Source organism: Nocardia sp. bgisy118 (genome assembly GCF_057708605.1).
Window position 1 is genome coordinate 55856 of record NZ_JBYISM010000034.1, and the last position, 17864, is coordinate 73719.

Below are 17864 nucleotides of genomic sequence, written 5' to 3' on the forward strand. Positions count from 1 at the left end.
ATCAGCTCGATATCCGGGGAAATGTTCGAGGCGTCGCGCGCAGTCATGGAGTCATGCGGCGGGTCCTGGCCTCTCCGCGGCGACTCCGTACTGGCCGCGCATTAACGGAACCAACGGGTTCCTTTGTAGTATAGGAACTCGTGAGTTCCATTTGTCAAGGGTTGGTTGGCCGAAATGCGGGCGGGTGTGCGATGGTCGAGAACGTGACAGCAGGAAGGAGCGCATCGTCGGAGCAATCCCGGCCGCGGACAGTGAGCCCCGGTCGGCCGCCTGCGTCCACGCTGGCCGCGCGATGGCGTCACATCATCGCGGTCGCGTCGGCGGAGTTCGTGACCCATGGATACGCCGAGGCGAACCTCGCTCGCATCGCGCGCGAGGCTGGGGTGTCGAAGAAGACGATCTACGCCCGATACCCGAGCAAAGACGAGTTGCTCTTGGCGGCGGCAGGCGATCTGGCCGCCCGCTCACACGAGGCGATCACCGCCGCGATGGCGACCTCCGACGGCGACCCCGAGCACGTGCTGACTCTCTTCGGGACACAGATAGCTCGCGCCTGGACCTCTCCCGCCGAAGTCGGGCTCTATCGGCTCGTCGCCGCCGAGGCGATTCGCTTTCCGCAATTGGCGGCGGTCTACCGCGACGTCATGGAACGTTTCGGCGCCACCCTCGCCTCGTACCTGCGCGAACAGTGCGCGCTGGGCACCCTGAGCGTTCCGGATCCCGAGGCCGCCGCCCGCCAGTTCGGAATGCTGGCTTACGGCGGGCTCCGTGAGAAGGCACTGCTCGGGGAGGCCGTCACCGATGACGAGATCGACGCCGTGGTGCGGCGGGCGGTGCGGGTCTTCCTCGTCGGCTACTCGCCCTGGACGGCGAGCTCGTCGATCGACTGAACCCACCCACACGAACGCGCCACCGACCCGATCTCGCGATCGGCACCAACGTTCGAGTCACACCAGCACTCGCGAAATCTCTAGGCCTCGCAGGTCTTTCATACGCCTCGCATAGCTTGCAACCTGTGCGAGGTGTATGAAAGGTCTGCGACAGCATGCCTCGACCGAGACGGTGCGCCGACGACGTGGGGCGGACGCGTCCGGCGACCAGGCATCGGGGTGGAAGCCTGGTCGCCGGAGGTGTCCGAGACTCGAGGGTCCTACGGCGTGGCCAACGCCGCGACGGCCGGCGCGAACATGGTGTTCTTGATCGCACCGAGCGTGCCGGAGTCCTTGCCGCCCAACGGAATCAGCATTTCCAGCGCCCCCGCGAGCACCTGTCCTTCGGCGGCGGCCGCATCGACGATATCGAGCTCGGCGGCGGCCTCGCCACCGTAGCGGCGGCCGGTGGTCATGGCGTCGACCGCGGCCTTCGGAGACAGCTTGGCCTGGATGAGGGCGGCCATACCGGGGGTGAAGGGGATGCGGATGTCGACTTCGGGGAAGCAGAAGTAGCCGCGGTCGGCGCGCATCACGCGGTAGTCGTGGGCGATGGCGAGCATGGCGCCCGCACCGAAGGCGTGGCCGGGCAGCGCGGCCGCGGTCGGCACCGGCAGGGTGAGCACCCGCGCCAACAGGGCCTGTACGCGTCCGACGTACCACTGGCCGCGGTCCATGTTCGCGCTGAGCCAATCCAGGTCGAGGCCGTTGGAGTAGAACTTGCCACTGGCGGTGGTGATCAACCCCTGCGCGCCTTCGGTCAGGACAGTGTCCAGGTGGGCGTTCACTTCGTCGAGAAAGCCAGGGGAGAAGCGGTTCTCGTCACCGCCGAGGTCGAGGACGGCGATCTTGTCGTGGTATTCCAGGGTGGGCATGATGGTTCCTTCGGTAGGGGACTGTCGAGGGTCACGGGGGCGGTCCGACCGCGAGCACGGCGCGCACGGCGGCCCGAAGTTGTTCGCGGGCAAAGGGTTCGGCGATCCGGTCGCGGTGGATCAGGATGGCGGTCGGCAGGTCGACCAGGCAGGTGGTGAGCACCTCGACCGCACGGCGGTCGCGGCGGCCCCATCGCCGCTGCGCGAGGCGCGCCATCAGATCGATCAGCGCACGTTCGGCGGTGCGCACGTCGGCGGCCACGTCCTCGGGTAGGTCCTCGCCGAGTAGCTGCTCGCGGGAGACGGTGAGCAGCAGCCGGGAGGAGTCGGGGAAGCGTTCGGCGAACGCGCTCGGCGCCTCCGCGGCAGCCACGATCGCCTCGGTCGCCGCGTCGAGCCCGGCCGCATCATCCTCGGCCGCACTGTCTTCGGCGTTCGATCGCGCGTCGACCAGCTCGTTCTGCACGGCGACGAATCGCCGCGCGGCCCGCAACCACGCACGCCCCAGCACGCCGGACCGCGATCCGAAACTGTGGTACAGCGCGCCGTTCGACATGCCGGTGGCCGCGGCGACGGCGCGGATGGTGACCGCGGCGGGACCGCCACGAACCGCCAGCGATTCCGCGGCGTCGAGCGCGGTATCGGGGTCGTGTATGCGGGGGCGCGGCATGCGACGACTATAACAGAGCAAGTGCTCTGTTATGCAAGGTGCCGGGAAGGGCGCGGGTTCCATACGCGCACTGCGTATTTCGCCAGGTAACAGCTACTTCGAGTCACCTAGCGGATTCGCTTGTGCCCGCACGCGCGACCGAACCGATGCGGTACTGTTCTGGCCCTCCCCCCTTGCCCGCACGAGCAGAACGGCTTCCGCATGTCACGAGTGGTCACCAAGGAGCAGTACTTCGACAGCGCTTTGGAGGTGCTGGCCGAACTCGGTTTCAAGGGCCTCAACATCGGGCTGCTGTGCCGCCGGCTGGGGGTGACCAGCGGCTCGTTCTATCACCACTTCGGCAGCTGGCAGGGTTTCGTCGACGCGCTGCTCGAGCACTGGGAGAACCGGCAGGTGCTGATCCTGCGCACGTTGAAGTTCAATCAGGGCGATCCCGACGACGACGTGCGCGCCATGTCCGATCTCGCGGCGGGCCTGCATCACGAGGCCGAGGCGGCGATCCGGGCCTGGGCCGCCAACGACGAATCGGTGAATCTCGCGGTCAAGCGGGTCGACGAGTCGCGTCGCCGCACCGTCCACAAGGTGATCAACGGCGTGGTCGGCGACGACGAGACCGCCACCGTGGTCACCTCGCTCGGCATGGCGATGCTGATCGGTTACCAGCAGATCAGCGCGTGCGGGGGCGAGGTGTCACTGCAGCGGCTGCTCAACGAGTACGCCCGGCTGATCTACTCGCATGCCCGCCGCTCGGTGGCGGTCGGCGCTCAGCCCAGCAGCTCGTCCACGTAGCACCAGCGCCACGCCTCGCCCGGTTCCACGCTGCGCATCACCGGATGGGCAGTCGCGGCGTGGTGTTTGGTGGCGTGATTGCCGGGCGAGGAGTCGCAGCAGGCGATGTGCCCGCAGGACAGGCACATTCGCAGGTGCACCCAGGTCAGGCCCTCGGCGACGCATTCGGCGCACCGGTCGGGCTCGGTGGGTTCGAGCACCAGCGGCGCGGCCCGCAGGTGCTCGCAGTCCGCGGTCGCGACGGGCGCGGCGAGGGGTTCGCGGCGTTCTTCCTCGGTCTCGTCGAAACGGTCGATCATGGATTCCTCGAGATCCAGCCTGGCCAGCACGTGCTGCAGGATCTCGTAGTCCATGCCGCCCGAATCCCGCACCCGCAGCACGGTTTCGCGTTCGGCGCGCAGCATCTCCAGCCGCAGCCTGCGGTATTCGGCGGTCGGGGTGCGCTGTTCGGATTCCGCGCGGCCCAGCCGTTCCCAGGCGGCGTTGGTCCGCCAGGTCAGCCGATCCCGTAGCGATTGCACGACCTGCGGTGGGGTGTCGGGTCCGACGGCCGCGTCCAGCGCCGCCATCCCCGCGGTACTCGCCTGGGTGAGCAGATTGGCCTTTTGCAGCGCGTCCTCGGACCGGCTCGGACCGCGCAGCTGCAGGAGGCTCACCAGCCAGGGCAGCGAGGTGCCTTGCAGCAGTAGCGTTCCCGCCACCACGACCAGCGCGAGCAGCTTCAGCACCGGCAGCTGCGGGGTGTCCTCGGGCAACAGCAGCACGGCCGCCAGCGTCACCACGCCGCGCATGCCCGCCCACGACACCACCGTCGGGTAGCTCAGCGGCGTCGTCGAACGCCCGAGCCGCTGGAACAGCAACGACCACGGGAAGATCCACAGCGGCCGCGCCACCATCACCGTGAGCAGCACCGCGATCGCCGACACGATCAGGGTGGTGTGGTCGAGGCCGCTGCCCCACGCGCCTTCCAGGATCGCCCGCACCTGCAGGCCGATGATGAGGAACACCGAGCTCTCCAGGATGAACTGGATGGTGCGCCAGTTGGTGCGTTCGGCGATGCGCGAGGCCGCCGACTGCCATACCGGCGCGCCGTGCCCGAGGATCATGCCGCAGGTCACCACCGCGATCACGCCGGAGGCGTGGATACCTTCCGCAGGCAGATACGCGGCAAAAGGCGCGAGGAACGACAGCGTGGTGTCCAGCACGGGGTCGGTGATCCGCCTGCGCAGCAGCGCGAGCAGCGCGGCCACGGCGAGACCGACCAGCGCGCCGCCGCCCGCGGCGAGCAGGAAATCGCCGCCCGCCTGCCACACCGACACCGCACCCGCCGAGGCCGCGATCGCGGTCCGCAACGCCACCAGCGCGGTCGCGTCGTTGAACAGCGATTCGTCCTCGAGGATGGTGACGATCCGCCGGGGCATCCCGATCCGGCGCGCCACCGCAGTCGCCGCGACCGCGTCCGGTGGCGCGACCACCGCGCCGAGGGCCACCGCCACCGCGAACGGCACCGGCAGCAGCCACCACACCACCGCGGCCACCGCGAAGGTGCTGAACAGCACCAAACCCACCGACAGCGACGCGATGGTGCCGATGTTGGCGCGGAAGTCCACCAGCGAGGTCCTGATCGCCGCGGTGTACAGCAGCGGCGGCAGCAAGCCGAGCAGCACCACTTCCGGCTCGAGGTGCACCGCGGGCACGAACGGCAGATAGGAGGCGGCCACCCCGGCCAGGGTCAGTACCAAGGGTTCGGAGACGCCGAACCGGCGCGCCAGGGCCGCCAGCGCGGCCGCCGACGCGACGAGAACCACCAGGCCGATCGCGACATGCACGAAAGCATTCTCGCAAAAGGCGACCGCGGGGTCGGCCCTGCGGTGGACGACACCCTCGCCACGCCGATTCCCGCGAATCCCTGCCGTGCCGCCCCGCACACGCAATGCTTATTCGATATGGAGGAGTTTGCGAATTGGCGTGCGAACGGACATAGGTTCACCCATCGCGGGCACCAGATCTTCTGGACCGAGGGCGGCGGCGGACCCGAAGGGGTCCTGTTGTGCGTCCACGGGTTCCCGACCGCGTCCTGGGACTGGCATGCCGTGTGGCCTGGCCTGTGTCAACGATTCGCGCGGGTCCTGGCCGCCGACATGATCGGCTTCGGCTGGTCGGCCAAACCACGCACCTACGACTACAGCATCGCCGACCAAGCCGACCTGCAGGAACAACTGCTGCGCGAACAAGGCGTCCAGCGTTTTCACCTGCTGGCCCACGACTACGGCGACACCGTCGCCCAGGAGATGCTCGCCCGCGCCGCCGAACGCCGCGCGTCCGGAGACGACTCGCTGACCATCGAATCGGTGTGCCTGCTCAACGGGGGACTGTTCCCCGAGACCCACCATCCGCGCCCGGTGCAGCGGCTGCTGGCGGGGCCGCTGGGACCGCTGGTCGGAATCCTCGGCGGCGAGGAAACGTTCAGCCGCAGCCTGTCGGCGATCTTCGGGCCCGACACCAGGCCAAGCGCCACCGAGCTGCACCAGTTCTGGTTGCTGTGGGCAAGCAAGCACGGTAAACGCAACGGGCACAAGCTGATCCGCTACATGGCCGAGCGTCGCAAGAACCGGGAACGCTGGGTCGGCGCATTGCAACGGGCCGAGATGCCGGTGCGGTTGATCGACGGGCTGCGCGACCCGGTCTCCGGCGCGCACATGGTGAAGCGTTATCGCGAGCTGATCGAGCGACCCGACGTGGTGGAGCTGCCGGACATCGGCCACTACCCGCAGATCGAGGCGCCGCAGCGGACCCTGGACGCGTTCCTCGAATTCCACCGCACGAGGGTCAGGTGATCGCCGACCGCACCGGCGAACACCGCGCACTATGGGCAGCCCCATAGAATAGACGCGTGGTACGCCGATCCAATACCGACGGTTCTCGCACCCGCCTGCCCGACGCGCGACGGCGGATGATCGAGGGCGCCATCGACTCGCTGCGGGTGCACGGCGCCAGCGGGACCAGCGTCGACCGGGTGCTCGCCAGCACCGGCGCGCCGCGCGGCTCGGTGTACCACCATTTCCCCGGCGGCCGCACCCAGCTCATCAACGACGCGGTCACCACCGCGGGCGACATCATGTCCACTTATATCGAACGGCTCACCCGCGACAGCGACCCGGTCGAGGCGCTGGAGAAGTTCGCCGACATGTGGCGCACCACGCTGCGCGACAGCCAGTTCCGCGCGGGCTGCCCGATCTTCGCGGTCGCCGTCGAGACCAACGACGACGCACCGGAATTCGCGCGCGCCGCCGCGGCGGTCTTCGACCGGTGGCACGCCGCGCTCATCGACGTCCTCACCCGGCACGAGGTCCCCGCCGACCGGGCCCGGCGCCTGGCGATCCTCACCGTCGCCTCTTTCGAGGGTGCGATCGCGCTGTGCCGGGTGCAGCAGAGCATCGAGCCCCTCGACGACGCCGTGGCGGAACTGCGGACCCTCTACGCGGCCACCCCGCGCTGATCCCGCCCCCCTACCGTGGGCGGAGCCGCGGATCCGACCGCACGCGGATGTGCGGGCGGCGTCGGCTCGCTACCGTGCATCCCAGAGCGGGACAGACCCGCTTTCCAGTACCGCGGCGACAGGGGACGGTAGAGCGGATGAAGATCGAAAACTCACGAGTCCTGATCACGGGCGCCACCGGCGGCATCGGGCACGCCATCGCCCACGCGTTCGCCGACCGCGGAGCCGAACTGGTGCTCACCGGTCGCCGCGTCGACGTGCTCGGCCCGCTGGCCGAGCAGACCGGCGCCCGCGCCGTGCCCGCCGACCTGGCCGACCGCGAGGGCGTCGCGGCGCTGCTCGCGGCCGCGGGACCGGTCGACATCGTCGTCGCCAACGCGGCTCTGCCCGCCAGCGGGCTGCTCACCGACTATTCGATCGAGGAGATCGACCGCGCGCTCGACGTGAACCTGCGCGCCCCGATCGTGACCGCCCGCCTGCTCGCCGAACCCCTCATCGCCCAGGGACACGGCCACCTGGTGTTCATCTCCTCCATCTCGGGCAAACTCGCCTCGCCACGCGCCTCCCTCTACAACGCCACCAAGTTCGGGCTGCGCGGCTTCGCCCAGGCGCTGCGGCAGGATCTCGCCCCGCACGGCGTCGGCGTGTCGACGATCTTCCCTGGCTTCGTCCGCGACGCGGGCATGTTCGCCGACGCCGGCGTCCCCGCCGCCCCCGGCATGGGCACCTCGAGCCCCGAGCAGGTGGCCGCCGCGGTGCGCCGCGCCGTCGAACGCGATATCGGCGAGATCGACGTGGCCTCGCTCCAGGTGCGCGTCGGCGTGCTGCTGGCGGGCATCGCGCCGGGCCTGGCCGCGCGGGTGCAGCGGCTCGGGGGCGCGGACAAGATCGCGGCGACACTGGCCGACGCGCAGCGCGCCAAACGGTGAAGCGCGACATCGACATCGCGCCAGAAACTGTCCCGCGCCGCTGTTGAGTGATCTGCTGCTCTGCGGGCCGCTCGAGGAGCCGATCGATCCCAGCGCAGCTGCCAAAACATCAGCGCAGCTGCCAAAACATCAGCGCAGCGGCAACACCATGGTGATGCTGGTCGTGCCCGCCCGGTTGACGATCTGCGAAAGAGGCACCTCGACGAAGCCCAAGCGCTGGTACAGGCGGCGCGCCGGATTATCCTCGCGCACACTGAGACTCATCGCCGGGAAGGGTCCGGCGGCGTCGGCGATCAACCGTTCGAGCATGGCCGTGCCGAGTCCGGTACCGCGCGCCCGCGGTGCGACGGCGATCGCGAGTTCCGGGGTGGCGTCGTCGACGTAGCCGTAGGCGGCGTCCGCGCCGGTGAGCAGCCGCACCCAGGCCGCCCCGCAGGGGGATTCGGCCGGGCCGCCGACGACACCGAGATCGCCCTCGGCGCCCCAGCCGTCGACGTAGCGCGAGAGCGCGGGGATCGTCCTGAGGTCGGCGACCGCGAGTCCTTGGTCGGCGGCATGCGATGCCTCGTACAGCATTTCCCACAGGAAGGGTTCGTCGGCGGTCAGGGCCGGTCGCAGCAGAGCGGTGGTCACGGACGCGACGATAGGACAGCCGCACCCGGCGCGGCCACACCATTTCCCGTCGCGCGACGGCGGCGCGGTACGGACCTGCGCGAGCGGTGACTCTTGACAGGAGGACTATGGTGTATGCCATAGTTGCCGACGTGGCCGACCCCCGTGGGCCGAGGCCGCATTCCGCACCGCCCGCCGTCGCGCGCCGTTAGGAGCCGCCGATGTCCCGCGCAGCCGACCTCCGGTTGGACACCATCGACCTCACCCAGGACGGGCGGGTGCTCACCGCCCGCGCCGTCGCGCCGCCGCTGAACTTCGTGACCACCGAGTTCGTCCGCGACCTCGACCGCTTCACCGCCACCGTCGACACCGACGACACGGTCGGCGCGGTCGTGCTCACCGGCGGACTGCCGGGACGGTTCCTCACCCACGCCGACCCCAGCGCACTGACCGGCATGATCGAACTGCCGCACCCGTTCGTACCCGCCCGCGTCGCCGCACCGCTGCTGCGCGCCGCCAGCGCTGCGCTGCGTATTCCCGGAGCGACCTCGGCGGTGGAGCGATTCGGCGGCGGTCTCGGCGTCGGCCTGGTGTGGGGACACCGCTGGAAACGAACCACCTTGCGCATGAATCGCTCTCACGCGGTGTACCTGGCGGCCATCAACGGGCCCGCGCTCGGCGGCGGTCACGAGATCGCGCTGGCCTGCGACCTGCGCTACGCCGCCGACGCCGAGCACGTCAAGCTCGGTCAGATCGAGACCATGGCCAACCTCATCCCCGGCGGCGGCGGAACCCAGCGCCTCACCAGACTGCTCGGCGCGGCCGCCGCCCTCGAGGTCACCCTGGAGGGCGCGCCGCTGTCGGTGCAGGAAGCCCACCGCCTCGGACTGCTGCACCGCGTCGTCCCCGAGGACCAGTTGTTGGCCGAAACCCAGGCCACCGCAGCCCGATTGGCCGCACGCAACCCGGTCGTGGTCGCCGAACTCAAACGCGCCGTCTACTTCGGCACCGATACTCGCCTGGCCCGTGGCCTCGACCGCGAACAGGCGGGATTCGTCTCCGTCGGCACCACCGCGGCCGCGGCGCGCACCACCCGCGCCTTCTTCGACGATCTCGCCCGCCTGGGCGACACCCCGTTCCTTGCCGACCCGAAACCGTGGCTGGACGGCACCCGCGTCGACCAGGTGAGCCGATGAACGCCCGCGCCGCCGACACGGCTCCCGCCCGCGACATGGCTCCCGCCGAAAACCCAGCCCAGTGGCACAAGACCGCCTGCATCCTGTGCGAGAACAACTGCGGTCTGCTCATCCAGCTCGACGGCCGCCGTTTCGCCAAGATCCGCGGCGACAAAGACCACGTGGCCTCCGCAGGCTACACCTGCAACAAGGCGCTGCGCCTCGACCACTACCAGAACGGCGGCGCCCGCCTGACCAGCCCGCTGCGCCGCGAACCCGACGGCTCCTTCACCGAAATCGACTGGGACACCGCCATTTCCGAGGTCGCCTCGCGTCTGGCGCAGGTGCGTGACCTGCACGGCGGCGACAAGATCTTCTATTACGGCGGCGGCGGGCAAGGTAATCACCTCGGCGGCGCCTACAGCGGAGCCCTGCGCCGCGCTCTCGGCAGCCGCTATCGCTCCACCGCGCTCGCTCAGGAGAAGACCGGCGAAGGCTGGGTCGACGCCCACCTGACCGGCGGCCACACGACCGGCGACTTCGAACACGCGGAAGTGTCGGTGTTCCTCGGCAAGAACCCCTGGCAGTCCCACGGCGTGCCCCGCGCCCGCACCATCCTGCAGCAGATCGCCAAGGATCCGGCCCGGACCATGATCGTCATCGACCCGGTGCGCACCGAGACCGCCGATCTCGCCGACATCCACTTGCAGGTTCGCCCGGGCACCGACGCCTGGTGCCTGGCCGCGCTGCTGGCGATCCTGGTCCGCGACGATCTGCTCGACCACGCCTTCCTCGCCGCCCACACCGCCCAGGGCGAGCAGGTCACCGCCGCGCTGCGCGATATCGACATCGCCGACTACGCCGACCGCTGCGGCGTGCCCGTTGACCTGCTGCGCACCGCCGCCCATCGCATCGGCACGGCTGCCAGTGTCGCCACCTACGAAGACCTCGGCGTTCAGCAAAGCCCCAACAGCACTCTGATCTCCTATCTGAACAAGCTGCTGTGGCTGCTCACCGGCAATTTCGCCGCGCCCGGCGCCATGCAGCCGCACTCCTGGATGGTCCCGCTCGCGGGCTACAGCCGCGACATCCGCCGCAGCCCGGTCACCAGCGCACCCGTCCTCGGCGGCATGCTGCCTTGCAACTCCATCGCCGAGGAAATCCTCACCGATCACCCCGATCGGTTTCGCGCGATGATCGTCGAATCCGCCAATCCCGCGCACTCCCTTGCCGATTCGACCTCCTTCCGCGCCGCGCTCGACGCACTGGACTTGGTGGTCGTCATCGACGTCGCGTTCACCGAAACCGCCCGCCACGCCGACTACGTCCTGCCCGCCGCCAGCCAGTTCGAGAAGTGGGAAGCCACCTTCTTCACCCTCGAATTCCCGCACAACACTTTCCATTTGCGCGCGCCGCTGCTCGATCCGCTGCCGGGCACCCTGCCCGAACCCGAGATCTACGCCCGTCTGTTGCGGGAACTCGGCGCGGTCTCCCGCACCCGGCTGGCGCTACTGCGCACTGCCGCGCGTCTCGGGCGCCGCCCGTACGCACTGGCTTTCGCGGCACTGCTGGCCGCCGACAAGAACACAGCCGGCCTGGCGCCCTATCTGCTCTACGAAACCCTCGGCCCGACTCTGCCCGGCAACGCTCGCGCCGCCGCCGTGCTCTGGGCGCTGGCGCAACGCGTCGCCCGCACCCATCGCGCCGCCATGCGCCGCGCCGGGCACCGTGACGCCGACGCCTTGTTCGATGCCATCCTCGCGGGACGCTCCGGCGTCACCTTCACCGTCGACGACTACGCCGACGCCTGGGACTACATCCCGCACCCCGGCAAACGCATCCCGCTGGCTATTCCGGAACTGTTGCACGCCTTGGGCGAACTCGACACCACGCCGACCACGCACACCAGCGCCGAGTACCCGTTCGTGCTGGCCGCGGGGGAGCGGCGCTCGTTCACCGCCAACACCATCTTCCGCGACGACAGCTGGCGCCGCCGCGACACGGACGGCGCGCTGCGCATGAACCCCGACGACGCCGCGCGGCTCGGCCTCGCCGCAGGCGACCATGCCCGCGTCACCACCCGCCGCGGCAGTGCGGTCACCACCGTCGAACTCACCGACCGCATGCAGCCCGGCCACGCGTCCCTGCCCAACGGTTTCGGCCTCGACCTGCCCGGCCACGCCCGCACCGGCGTCGCACTCAACGAACTCACCGACGCCACCCTCCGCGACGCCATCGCGGGCACGCCCTGGCACAAACACGTCCCCGCCCGCATCGAACCCGCCGGCTGACCCCGGCTCACGGAGTTACTCGCAGACGCTGCGCCCGCCTCGCAGGGCCTCAATAGTCGAGGGCGTGTTCCGGTTGGCAGACATCCATGGGGGAGGGCAGATAGCGGGCGATGGCGTCCAGGAGCGTGGCGATGTCATCGCTCGTGGGGGCTGCACCGCATAGGACGGGCACGACGTCACCGATGCGGGTGAGGTAGCGGATGCGCTGATGCAACTGGTCGAGGGAGATGTCGCACAGGGCGGGGGAGGCGTTCGGATCCGAGGGGGATTGTTCCATGACCGTTTTCACGAGTTCGCCGTACCACCGCTCGGCGACTTCCCAATGGCTGCCGTAGAGTTCGGCGGCCAGCGGTTCGAGTGCCCACAGCGGGAGCAGGTCGATGACGCCTTCGAACGTGGGGTCTGCGCCGAGGGGGATCTGTAGCGTCAGTGGGACAGCGCCGCGAGTGTCGGCGATCGTGCGGACGCAGCGGTCGAAATCCGCGGCGGGGTGGTCGAGTCCGTTGATCAGGCACAGGCGGGCGACCTGGTAGTCGTCGGCGACCCGGAACATCGTCTCGAGGCGCGGGGTGGGGTTCGCGGCGGCGTTCATGACCGCGATCACACCGTCGGCTACGCGGATGGACCGCTCCAGGTCCGCGATGGGCGCGTGGCTCGTCAGCACGGCGATACGAATCGTGTGCTCTACGCGGCCCGTCGTCCAATCGACCGTGGCCCGGGTGCCGGAGCCGGGCTGACCGGAGCGGCGGCGGCAGAGGAGGTGAGCCACTCGGGTCGTCTCGTCGGGGTCGCCGATGATGGTGACGTTGCGGATTGTCTGTGGATCAATGGCTTTGGCGCCCATTGCGTCGTGGTACTCCAGATCGATTCGAGGTGTCGGGACGTCCTCGATCCAGACTCACCGTACCTCCGCCTGCGGATTGCTGGAGCGAAATTCGGCCCCAAAGTAGAACGTGTTCCTATACCGTCGGGCTGTGCAGAAAGAACAACGGCCCGCTGTGGCAGACTGGTTCACTGCGGACGACGGTGTGGTGCGTCTGAAGGGAAGTCGCTGCAAGGATTGCGCCACACCGTATTTCCCGCGAAACACTTTGGCCTGTCGGAATCCGCAGTGTTCCGGTCCGAGGGATGGCTCCGAGCTCGTCGAGCATCTGTTTTCCAGACGTGGGCGGATCTGGTCGTATGCGGACGCCCGGTACAAACCTCCGGCGCCCTATGTGTCGCCCGATCCGTTCGAGCCGTATGTCGTTGCGGCAGTGGAGCTCGAGGTCGAGCAGATGGTGATTCTCGGGCAGGTCGTGCGCGGCCTCACGGTGGACGACCTGGCCGTCGGCATGCCGGTCGAATTGACTCTCGGTACGTTGTACGCCGACGAGGAAGCGGAGCACACGGTGTGGATGTGGAGGCCGGTCAATGACTGACACGAACGACCGCGACATCGCCGTCCTCGGTGCGGGCATGCACCAGTGGGGCAAATGGGGGCGCAATTTCGTCGAATACGGGCTGGTCGCCGCCCGCGCGGCGCTGGCCGATGCAGGGGTGAACCACCTCGACGTCGGTTATATCGCGGGCGCGGACACCATCCGCAACGGATACCCCGGTTTCGTCTCGGGCGCGACTTTCGCTCAGGCGCTGGGTTGGTCGGGTGCGCGGATCTCGAGCAGCTATGCCGCCTGCGCCTCCGGTGCGCAGGCCATCGCCAACGCACGCGCCCAGATCCTGGCGGGGTTGTGCGACGTGGCGCTGGTGGTGGGCGCGGATGCCGCCCCGAAGGGCTTCTTCCAGCCGGTCGGCGGTGAGCGACGCGATGATCCGGACTGGTTGCGTTTCCATCTGCTCGGCGCTACCAATCCCATCTACTTCGCGCTGTATGCCCGCCGCCGGATGGCGCTGCACGGTGCCACGCTCGACGATTTCGCCGCGGTCAAGGTGAAGAACGCCAGGCACGGCCTGAACAACCCGTATGCCCGCTATCGTAAGGAGGTTTCGGTCGAGGAGGTCGCCGCCTCGGCGATCGTCTCGGACCCGTTGCGGCTGCTCGACATCTGCGCGACCAGCGACGGCGGGGCCGCACTGGTGTTGACGTCGATGGAGTACGCGCGTCGGCACGGCGTCGCCGATCCGGTCCGCATCCGGGCACTGTCCACGGTCACGCCGACGTTCCCGAAAACCGTTCTCGACCTGCCGGATTTCGCGACGGACTCCACTGTGGCCGTCGAGGCCCCGCCCCGCGCGTTTCGTTCCGCCCTCGCGCACGCCGCGTACGAGGAGGCTGGGCTCGGTCCCGCCGACCTGTCTCTCGCGGAGGTCTACGACCTGTCCACCGCGCTGGAGCTGGACTGGTACGAGGACATCGGGCTCTGCCAGACGGGCGGCGCGGAGGAACTGTTGCGCAGCGGCGCAACAACGTTGGGCGGGCGCGTGCCGGTGAACCCCAGCGGCGGACTGGCCTGTTTCGGTGAGGCGATCCCCGCACAGGCCATCGCCCAGATCTGCGAGCTCACGTGGCAGCTGCGCGGTCAGGCCGACGGCCGCCAGGTGGACAACGCTCGCGCGGGTATCGCGGTGAACCAAGGCCTCTTCGGCCATGGCTCGGCCATCATCGCCACCCGCTGACATCGCGGGTCTTCCGGGTCGCTTTCCGAGAACCCGGGCCATGCCCGGGTTTCGTGGTCCAGGTCGATCGAGGGTGCTCTGGTTGATGCGTCCGTGGCGCCGAGCGTCTTCGGGATCAGCGGCTCAGGCGCTGGGCGTGGACTCCGCGAGAGCCTCGGACTCCGGGTCGTCGGATGGCACGACCGGGCTGGGTGTCACGCGGACCCAGGTGTTGTTGACCGCCGCGGCGCCGGAGAACGGGTCGATCGCGGCAGGGTCGTGGAGCAGGTTCACATTCGCCCCGGGCAGCGATGCGGCCAGTGTCCAGCCGACGCCCGGCTCGCGGTGTCCCCATCCGTGCGGGATCGCGACGACGCCGCGCCGGATTTCGTCGCTCACCTCCAGCGCGACGGTGATCGCGCCGGTCGCCGAGGTGACCGTCACCGGGGCGCCGTCGAGCAGCCCGCGCTCTGCGGCGTCGTCCGGGTGCATGAGGGCCGTGCAGCGGTCCTTGCCTTTCACCATGGACGGCACATTGTGCAACCACGAGTTGTTGCTGCGCAGGTGCCTTCGCCCGATCAGCTTCAGGTCGAAATCTTCCGACGGCGCCGTCAACGACCGGCCTCGGCGCGCGTCCTCGACCAGTTCGCGGGCCGCCGCCAGGAAGTCCGGCGGCGCCAAGCGCACCCTCTTGTCCCACGTCCCGATCAATTCCCGCAACCGCGGACGCAGCGGACCCAGATCGACGCCACCCGCCGACTCGCGCACCTTGGCCACGGTCAACCCCGCCAGCCCCTTCCGCAACACACCGTAGGGGCCCGCCGCCATCGCCGCCGACGCCAGCCGCACCGGGCTCAGCCGCTGGAACACCGCGTTCGCCACGCGCCCGGTGACCCCGCGCACCGGCAACGGCAATATCTCGGTCACCAGCCGCGCCAGAATCTGCCAATCCTCCAACCCGTCGGCGGGCGGCTCGAACACTCGCGCGTCGTAGCGCACGTTGTTGCGCACGCTGAACACCGGGAACAGGACGTTCAGATCCTCCCGCTCCAGCGGCGAGACCGGCGGCAGGACGATGTCGGCGTGCCTTGTGGTCTCGGTGACGTACATGTCCACGGCCACATGGAAATCCAGCGTTTCCAGCGCCGCACCCAACCGACCGCGCTGCGGTGTCGACAACACCGGATTGCCCGCGTAGGTGATCATGGCCCGGATCCGGCCCGGCCCCTCGGTCAGGATCTCCTCCGCCAGCGCCGCCACCGGCAGTTCGGAGCGGAAGGACTTGTAGGCGCCCGAGCTGTCGGTCCACGCCCCGTATCCCATCGGCAGATACTTGGCATACCGGGCCGCGTCGATCGGCGGGGTCGCGAACATCTGCCCGCCCGGCCGATCCAGGTTCCCGGTGACGGCGTTGATGGTGTTCACCAACCAATGCGTCAGCGTGCCGGTCACCTGCTGGCACACCCCGATCCGCGCGTACAGCACCGCCGACGGCGCCGCCGCGTGCTCACGCGCCAGCCTGCGGATCGTCTCGGCAGCCACGCCCGCGTGCGGGGCCATCGCCTCCGGCGTCACCCCGGCCACCAGCGCACGCAACTCCGGCCACCCCGAACACTGCGCACGGATCGACTGCTGGTCGCACAGTTCCTCGGTCACCAGCACGTGCAGCATGCCGAGCAGCAGATATACGTCACCACCCGGCGCCACGGCCACGTGCTCGTCGGCCAGGCGCGCGGTCTCGGTGCGGCGCGGGTCGATCACCACGACCGTGCCGCCGCGTTTGCGCACCTGCCTGATACGCAGCTTCGCACCGGGCATCGTGGTGATCGACCCGTTCGACACCGCGGGATTCGCACCGAGGATCACCAGCCGATCCGTCCGATCGATGTCGGTCACCGGCATCAGCACGTTCGACCCGAACATCCGCCACGCCGCGAACTCCTGCGGGAACTGATCGATCGAGGACGCGGTGTAGAAGTTGCGAGTCAAGAGCACCGCGCGCAGCAGCGCGCCGTAGAGCACCGACGAGCTGTGCGCCGCCGGATTGCCGAGATACATCCCGATCGCGCTCGATCCGTGCTCGGCGCGCACCGCCCGCAGCCGTCGCCCGATCTCGGCGAACGCCTCGTCCCAGCCGATCGGCTCGAAGGTCTCGCCCACTCGCCGCACCGGCGTCCGCAACCGGTCCGGGTCGTGGTGCAATCCGCCCATCGCCGTCGCCTTCGGGCAGATGTACCCCCTCGACAGCACGTCTTCGGGATTGCCTTCGATGCGCGTGACGCGCTCGTCCTCGACGGTCACAAGAATCCCGCAGTGCGCCTCGCACAACGTGCATTGCCGGGCGATTGTGGTAGCGCTCATGGGTTTTCGACACCTTCCGCCGGTCGCTGGCCCCAGGCTACCGCGCACGCCCGCCGCCGTAGATCCACTTACGGTCGGAATTTTCAGCCGACAGGGCATGCGGCAGGGGAGTTCTCGGCCTCCGGCGCTCGGTGGCGTCCGAACCTCGCGGCCCGGCAACGGACTTGCACACAAATCGGGACCTGGCCGTAGAGAAGGCCAGGTCCCAGGTTGTCGGGGTCTCAGAGGCAGAAGCTGACGGACACCGACCCGAGCGGAATGTTCAGGCAGATCGCCACCGGCCCGAGGAACGCGGGGGTCGTCTCGGGTGCCGGCGCGGCCGAGGCGGTGGGAGCGGCGAGGGTACAGACGGACAAGGGGATCACAATCGCGGCGAGGGCCGCGGCAGCCTTGGCGAGCATTTCCATAATCCTTTGCTGAGAGCGACTACAACAAACCCGACTCCCTTAGATCGTGCGCCGCTTCCATGGCGGGGACAAGGCTTGCCGCCACATCGCAAGGCCACCGGTGGGATATTGAGCCCGCACCCGTTTCACCGTCGATCGTGTGGTGTCGACTCGATCACCCCGCCCGGCGGAGGGCCGATCGGCTCGAGTACTCGCTCCACCAACGCGGTGTTGCAGTACTCGACGACCCCGGCGAGCCGCCCCTCGGCGACACGGAAGATCATGCAGTACGTCTGCTCGTAAGCCTCGCCGCGCGTGGTGACGCCGTGGCCGCGAGCCTGCACGACGACGCGATCACCGTCGCCGAGAACACTGTCCGCCTCCAGGCGATAGCTGACGAACTGCGCCATCAGCGGCCCCAGCAAACCGTGCAGGACTACGGATTTCGGTGCCCACGTGCCCGACCAGGACCAGTCGCCGGGAAAGGTCCACGCGAAGTCCTCGGCCATGGCTTCACCGAGCGCGCGCATATCGCCGCGGGCCATTCGATCGAAGACGGCACGCACGAGTTCCACGTTCACGTTCTCCGGGTGCGCGCTCTCCACAGTCGACATGATCATCACCACATTATGTCGAGCAGAACCGGTGACGAACAGACCGATTCCGGCTCTCGGACAAGCGTTTCCAGCCGGGACCACAATAGCCGACTGCTCCTCTGGAGCTGACCGGCTCGCACGTCGCACTGCGGGCAAA

The 17864-nt window shown here is 69.1% G+C and carries 17 protein-coding genes; 9 read left to right on the forward strand and 8 right to left on the reverse strand.

The genetic code is table 11. From position 1 onward, the window contains the following. The first annotated feature begins 203 nt into the window (after positions 1-203). On the forward strand, positions 204-890 hold the full coding sequence (locus AC3EO7_RS31975) for a TetR/AcrR family transcriptional regulator (RefSeq protein WP_431965859.1): 687 nt from the start codon (positions 204-206) through the stop codon (positions 888-890). Between the two features lie 260 nt (positions 891-1150). On the opposite strand, the gene AC3EO7_RS31980 is transcribed toward AC3EO7_RS31975, so the two are convergent. Then, positions 1151-1804, reverse strand: coding sequence for an enoyl-CoA hydratase-related protein (locus AC3EO7_RS31980; RefSeq protein ID WP_431965857.1), 654 nt, complete (start codon positions 1802-1804; stop codon positions 1151-1153). A gap of 31 nt (positions 1805-1835) precedes the next feature. Continuing rightward, entirely contained in the window at positions 1836-2474 is a 639-nt protein-coding gene (locus tag AC3EO7_RS31985; RefSeq protein ID WP_435593240.1) for a TetR/AcrR family transcriptional regulator, read from the reverse strand. 201 nt (positions 2475-2675) lie between these two features. Here AC3EO7_RS31985 and AC3EO7_RS31990 point away from each other — a divergent pair, with 201 nt between their 5' ends. Then, positions 2676-3263: a TetR/AcrR family transcriptional regulator gene (locus tag AC3EO7_RS31990; RefSeq protein ID WP_431965853.1), complete on the forward strand. Its 588-nt coding sequence runs from the start codon at positions 2676-2678 to the stop codon at positions 3261-3263. Here AC3EO7_RS31990 and AC3EO7_RS31995 read toward each other — a convergent pair. Next, positions 3239-5092, reverse strand: a complete 1854-nt coding sequence (locus AC3EO7_RS31995) for a Na+/H+ antiporter (RefSeq protein ID WP_435593241.1) — start codon at positions 5090-5092, stop codon at positions 3239-3241. The two genes, AC3EO7_RS31990 and AC3EO7_RS31995, sit on opposite strands and share 25 nt — an antisense overlap. Positions 5093-5209: 117 nt before the next feature. Here AC3EO7_RS31995 and AC3EO7_RS32000 point away from each other — a divergent pair, with 117 nt between their 5' ends. From AC3EO7_RS32000 to AC3EO7_RS32010, 3 genes are all read left to right on the forward strand, one after another. Continuing rightward, the gene (locus tag AC3EO7_RS32000; RefSeq protein ID WP_431965849.1) at positions 5210-6100 is read left to right on the forward strand and encodes an alpha/beta fold hydrolase; all 891 of its coding nucleotides are present in this window, start codon (positions 5210-5212) and stop codon (positions 6098-6100) included. A gap of 56 nt (positions 6101-6156) precedes the next feature. Then, the gene (locus AC3EO7_RS32005) at positions 6157-6762 is read left to right on the forward strand and encodes a TetR/AcrR family transcriptional regulator (RefSeq protein WP_431965847.1); all 606 of its coding nucleotides are present in this window, start codon (positions 6157-6159) and stop codon (positions 6760-6762) included. A 137-nt stretch (positions 6763-6899) separates the two neighbouring features. Beyond that, positions 6900-7691 carry an SDR family NAD(P)-dependent oxidoreductase gene (locus AC3EO7_RS32010; RefSeq protein WP_431965845.1) on the forward strand — a complete coding sequence of 264 codons (792 nt, stop codon included), beginning with the start codon at positions 6900-6902 and terminating at the stop codon, positions 7689-7691. A gap of 129 nt (positions 7692-7820) precedes the next feature. Here AC3EO7_RS32010 and AC3EO7_RS32015 read toward each other — a convergent pair whose 3' ends face one another. After that, a complete protein-coding gene (locus AC3EO7_RS32015) occupies positions 7821-8324 on the reverse strand; it encodes a GNAT family N-acetyltransferase (protein WP_431965843.1) in 504 nt (167 codons plus the stop codon). Positions 8325-8524: 200 nt separating this feature from the next. Here AC3EO7_RS32015 and AC3EO7_RS32020 point away from each other — a divergent pair, with 200 nt between their 5' ends. Beyond that, complete coding sequence (locus tag AC3EO7_RS32020; RefSeq protein ID WP_431965841.1) at positions 8525-9499, forward strand: enoyl-CoA hydratase/isomerase family protein; 975 nt, start codon at positions 8525-8527, stop codon at positions 9497-9499. Between the two features lie 35 nt (positions 9500-9534). Next, a complete protein-coding gene (locus AC3EO7_RS32025; protein ID WP_431966171.1) occupies positions 9535-11769 on the forward strand; it encodes a molybdopterin-dependent oxidoreductase in 2235 nt (744 codons plus the stop codon). A gap of 49 nt (positions 11770-11818) precedes the next feature. On the opposite strand, the gene AC3EO7_RS32030 is transcribed toward AC3EO7_RS32025, so the two are convergent. After that, complete coding sequence (locus AC3EO7_RS32030) at positions 11819-12613, reverse strand: GTP-binding protein (RefSeq protein WP_431965839.1); 795 nt, start codon at positions 12611-12613, stop codon at positions 11819-11821. Between the two features lie 130 nt (positions 12614-12743). On the opposite strand from AC3EO7_RS32030, the gene AC3EO7_RS32035 reads away from it, so the two are divergent. Then, positions 12744-13190, forward strand: coding sequence for a Zn-ribbon domain-containing OB-fold protein (locus AC3EO7_RS32035; RefSeq protein ID WP_431965837.1), 447 nt, complete (start codon positions 12744-12746; stop codon positions 13188-13190). Then, positions 13183-14385 (forward strand): lipid-transfer protein, encoded by a 1203-nt coding sequence (locus AC3EO7_RS32040; RefSeq protein ID WP_431965835.1) that lies wholly within the window; start codon positions 13183-13185, stop codon positions 14383-14385. The genes AC3EO7_RS32035 and AC3EO7_RS32040 overlap by 8 nt, the downstream gene beginning before the upstream one ends. A gap of 123 nt (positions 14386-14508) precedes the next feature. On the opposite strand, the gene AC3EO7_RS32045 is transcribed toward AC3EO7_RS32040, so the two are convergent. The 3 genes from AC3EO7_RS32045 to AC3EO7_RS32055 form a co-directional block, all read right to left on the reverse strand. Further along, positions 14509-16725 (reverse strand): molybdopterin oxidoreductase family protein, encoded by a 2217-nt coding sequence (locus AC3EO7_RS32045; RefSeq protein WP_435593242.1) that lies wholly within the window; start codon positions 16723-16725, stop codon positions 14509-14511. A gap of 221 nt (positions 16726-16946) precedes the next feature. Beyond that, positions 16947-17126 carry a hypothetical protein gene (locus tag AC3EO7_RS32050; protein WP_431965831.1) on the reverse strand — a complete coding sequence of 60 codons (180 nt, stop codon included), beginning with the start codon at positions 17124-17126 and terminating at the stop codon, positions 16947-16949. 131 nt (positions 17127-17257) lie between these two features. Next, on the reverse strand, positions 17258-17731 hold the full coding sequence (locus AC3EO7_RS32055; RefSeq protein WP_435593243.1) for a nuclear transport factor 2 family protein: 474 nt from the start codon (positions 17729-17731) through the stop codon (positions 17258-17260). Positions 17732-17864: the final 133 nt, after the last annotated feature.